Below are 4,301 nucleotides of genomic sequence, written 5' to 3' on the forward strand. Positions count from 1 at the left end.
CGGGCCGGCGCGGCGCCGGGCCGCCCGCTCACCTGCACCGGTGCGTGCACGACGGTGGGCGGGTCCGCGGGCGACGCGTCGGCGCCCGGCCTTCCGGCCGCGGAAATCCCGCCCTGGGAAGTCCCGGCCGCAGAAGTTCCGGCCGCAGAAGTTCCGCCCTGAGGGGTGCCGCCCGAAGGAGTTCCGCCCGGAGGAGTCCCGCCCGGCGAATTTCCACCCGACGAATGTCCACCCGGGGGAGTTCCGCCCGGTGGCGTTCCGCCGACAGGAATCCCGCTCAGAGGAGTCCCGCCGACAGGAGTTCCGCCCGGCGGGGTCTGGTTCGGCTGGGTCTGGTTCGGCTGGGCCGCGACCGGCAGGCCGTCCGACGGCAGGGTCAGGCCCGCCGCGGTCCGCAGTCGTCGGGCGGCCTCCGCCATGGTCGGCCGGGTGGCGGGGTCGGTGCGCAGCATGTCCAGCAGCACGTCGGTCAGCGGACCGGCCTGCGTCGGCGGCGCGAACCGCCTCCCGGCCACGGCGGGCAGCAGCGCGATGGCGTTGTCGCCGTCGCCGAACGGCGGCCGCCCCTCGACCGCCGCGTAGAGCGTGCCGCCGAGGGCGAAGACGTCGGACGCCGGTCCCGGCTCGCCGCCGCGCGCGACCTCGGGCGACAGGAACGCGGGCGTGCCGGCGAGCAGACCGGTCCTGGTGACGGTGACGTCGCCGACCGCGCGGGCGATCCCGAAGTCGGTGATCTTCGCGGTGCCGTCCTCGGTCAGCAGGATGTTGCCGGGCTTGACGTCGCGGTGCACGATGCCGGCGGCGTGCGCGGCGGTCAGGGCGCCCGCGATCTGCGCGCCGATGGCCGTCACCCGCGCCGGCGGCAGGGTGCCCTGCTCGGCGATCAGCTCGGCCAGGGTCCGCGCGACCAGGAACTCCATGACGAGCACCGGCCGGCCGTCCTCTTCGACGACGTCGTGCACGGTGACCGCGTTCGGGTGCTGCAACCGGGCCGCGATGCGCCCCTCGCGGGCCGCGCGGCGCACCGCCTCGACGGGGTCGGAACCCTCGGGCACGACGAGCTGCTTGAGCGCCACGCCGCGGTCCAGGCGTTCGTCGACCGCCTGCCACACGACGCCCATCGCACCGGCTCCCACGCGCCTGCGCAGCCGGTACCGCCCGGCCACCAGACGCCCCGCGTCCATCACCCGCACCCCGTCCTTCCCGGCACCACGGACCACCGGTCCACGCCGCGCGGACAACCCTACGGCCCTCGGGGCGCGCGCGGATCAGGCGTCGGGCGCCGTGCGGGCCAGGTACACGGTGGCGGTCGCGTCGCGCTGCTGGAGCGGGTTGGGGAAGCGGACGACCTCGGCGTCGACCCGGTCGAAGTGGTCGGCGAGCACGGCGGTGTAGTCGTCGTCCGGCGGGTCGTTGGACCAGAGGGCGAACACGCTGCCGGGGTGCAGCCGGGCGGCGAGGCGGCGCGCGCCGTCGGGCTCGTAGAAGTCGGCGTTGCCGGGGTGCAGCAGGTGGCGCGGCGAGTGGTCGATGTCGACGATGATCGCGTGGAAGCGCCGGCCGGGCGTGCCGGGGTCGAGCCCGTCGTCCGACCGCGAGAGCGCGAAGAAGTCGCCGTGGACGAGGGTGCAGCGCGGGTCGGCGGCCATCGCCGCGCCACCGGGCAGGAGGCCCTGCTCGTGCCACTCGATGACCTCGCCGAGCGCGTCGACGACCCGCATCGAGCGCACGTTCGGGTTCTCCAGCACGGTCCGCGCGGTGTAGCCGAGCCCGAGCCCGCCGACGACCACGTCCAGCGGCGCGGGCATGCCCGCGAGCGCCAGCCGCGCCATCTCCTCCTCGGCGACGGTGAACAGGCTGGACATCAGGAACTCGTCGTTGAGCTTGATCTCGTGGACCTCGCGGTCGAAGACCGGGTCCCAGCGACGGCGCAGGACGAGTTCGCCCAGAGCGGTCTGCCGCCAGTCGAGTTCCTGGAAACGCGCGTTCATCCGGATCGCCTCCGAGTCGGTTGCCGCCGTGCGGGCGGCCGCGCCGCCGGGTCGGGCGCCAGTGCCACCAGGTCGTCGGGCGCGGACAGCCGCCACGCCTCGAAGACCAGTTCCGACAGCTCGTCCGCCTCGATGCCCGCCAAGTACACGACGACCCAGCCGAAGCCGCCCGCCGTGAACTGCTCCTCGAAGACGTCCGGCCGCTCCGACACCAGCGCCAGCTGCTCGGACAGCGTCTGCTTCAGCCCGACGGTCTGCGTCCGCGGCCAGTAGTAGCCGAACCGCTTGCCGCGCACGCTGAACGTCGTGTACTGCCCGCTCTCCGCGCGCTCGACGTCGGCCAGGGCGTCCACGATCCGGAAGAACTCGTCACTCAGCACAGCCACCGCGCCCCCAGGTATGTCCGAACCCCCGCAGTCTAGGTCGCACGCCCCGGCCGCCCCGACTCGCTCGGCCCGGACCCGATCGGCCCGGACCCGAGCGGTCCCGGCTTCGGCGGCACGGACTTCAGCGACACGACCGCCGCGAGACCGCCCAGCGCGGCGAGGACGGTGAAGACGGCCGGGTAGCCGCCGAGGGCGCCGGCGAGCGCGGACGCCGCCCACGGCGCGATCGCGGCGGTGACGGCGAACGGCGCGTGGACGAGCGCGCTGAGCCGTCCGTAGTGGGCGGTGCCCCAGCGGTCGGTGACGGCGGTGGCGTGGACGAGCGTGAAGATCCCCCGGAAGGCCCCCGCCAGGACGGCGACGGCGATCAGCAGGGCCGCCGGTCCGGGGACGAGTCCCAGGAGGAGGGTGGTGCCGGCGGCTCCGAGCAGGACGAACGCGGTCCGGGTCCGCACGTCGGTCCGGGCGGCCAGGCGACCGTAGGCGAGGCGGCCGACGACCTGCCCGGCGCCGCCCAACCCGAGCGCCCACGCGGCGGCCGTCGTGGAAAGCCCCCGTTCGGCGAACAGCGGCACGAGCGGGACGATGACCCCGTACACGCCCAGCGCGGCCAGGCTCAGCGCGACCACGAGCAGCGCGAACGGCCGGCTGCGGGCGATCGCGGTCGGTCGGCGCGTCTCCGCCGTGACGGGGGCCTCGGGCCAGGGGAGCCGGAGCCCGAACAGGTGCGCGGGCACGGTCAGCACCGCCAGCACCCCGGCGAGCACCAGGTACGTGGCCCGCCAGCCGAGGTGCGACTCCAGCACGTCGGTGAGCGGCGCGAAGACCGTGCTCGCGAGCCCGCCCGCCAGGGTCACGGCGGTCAGCGCGGCCACGCGGCGCTCGCCGTCGTGCCAGCGGGTGAGGGCGGCGAACGCCGGCTGGTAGAGCACACCCGCCATGGCGACGCCGGCGAGCACCCACCCCGCGTAGAACCACGGGAGCGCTCGCGCCGACGCGACCACCGCCAGGGACGCCACGGCCAGCAGCGACCCGACCGTCATCACCAGGCGCGGCCCGTGCCGGTCGAGCAGCCTGCCCACGGGCACCCCGCCGACCGCGGCGAGCAGCTGCGACACCGAGAACGCGCCGACCACCACCGGGGTCGACCAGCCCGTGCCGGCCACGACGGACGGGGTGAGCACCGGGAAGCCGTAGACCAGCACGCCCCAGCCGGTGATCTGGGTCAGGCACAGGACGAGCAGGACCCGGCGTCCCCCGATGACGCCGGGTCGGGTCGCCTCAGCCCCGAGCACCCGGGGCCGTCAGCGTCAGCTCCGCCACCCGCGGGCCGCCGCAGCAGCCCGCGTCCGCCGGCCCCGCCACGTCGGCGGCCGGCTCGGCCACCCCGCACGCGCCGGTCCCCGGCTCGGCCACGTCGAACACGCCGGACCCGCCGCACACCCCGGTCTCCGGCAACGTCAGCTCGACGTTCGCCGCGGCCTCGTGGTCGCCCGCGATCTCGGCGACGACGCTGCGGACCTGCTCGTAGCCGGTCAGGGCGAGGAACGTCGGCGCGCGGCCGTAGCTCTTCATACCCACAAGGTAGACACCGGGCTCCGGGTGGCGGAGCTCGTTCGCGCCGTGCGGGTACACGGTGCCGCAGGAGTGCGCGTTCGGGTCGATGAGCGGCGCGAGCCTGGTCGGCGCCTGCAACACCGGGTCCAGGTCGAGCCGCACCTCCGACAGCCACGAGTGGTCCGGTCGGAACCCGGTCAGCGCGACGACCTCGTCCACCGGGTCGAGGCGGCGCCCGTCCTGCGACACCAGGACCAGCCGGTCGCCGTCGCGCTCGACGGCCGCCGTGCGGAACCCGGTGACCACGTCGACGTGCCCGGCCCGCACGGCCTCCCGCGCCCGGAGCCCCAACGCGCCGCGGGCCGGC

The 4,301-nt window shown here is 75.6% G+C and carries 4 protein-coding genes and 1 pseudogene; all 5 read right to left on the reverse strand.

The genetic code is table 11. From position 1 onward, the window contains the following. Positions 1–1,184 (reverse strand): serine/threonine-protein kinase (locus ACFQ3T_RS34640; protein WP_380730041.1); only part of this gene is annotated, 1,184 nt, incomplete at its 3' end. A gap of 84 nt (positions 1,185–1,268) precedes the next feature. Next, positions 1,269–1,991: a polyamine aminopropyltransferase gene (locus tag ACFQ3T_RS34645; RefSeq protein ID WP_380730035.1), complete on the reverse strand. Its 723-nt coding sequence runs from the start codon at positions 1,989–1,991 to the stop codon at positions 1,269–1,271. Next, entirely contained in the window at positions 1,988–2,377 is a 390-nt protein-coding gene (locus ACFQ3T_RS34650; protein ID WP_380730037.1) for an MmcQ/YjbR family DNA-binding protein, read from the reverse strand. The genes ACFQ3T_RS34645 and ACFQ3T_RS34650 overlap by 4 nt, the downstream gene beginning before the upstream one ends. Positions 2,378–2,409: 32 nt before the next feature. Further along, a complete protein-coding gene (locus tag ACFQ3T_RS34655) occupies positions 2,410–3,672 on the reverse strand; it encodes an MFS transporter (protein ID WP_380730039.1) in 1,263 nt (420 codons plus the stop codon). Then, positions 3,659–4,301 (reverse strand): annotated as a pseudogene (locus ACFQ3T_RS34660) (flavoprotein); the annotation flags it as partial. The pseudogene ACFQ3T_RS34660 and the gene ACFQ3T_RS34655, both read right to left, overlap by 14 nt.

The sequence above is a fragment of the Saccharothrix hoggarensis genome (assembly GCF_042678885.1).
GTDB lineage: Bacteria > Actinomycetota > Actinomycetes > Mycobacteriales > Pseudonocardiaceae > Actinosynnema > Actinosynnema hoggarensis.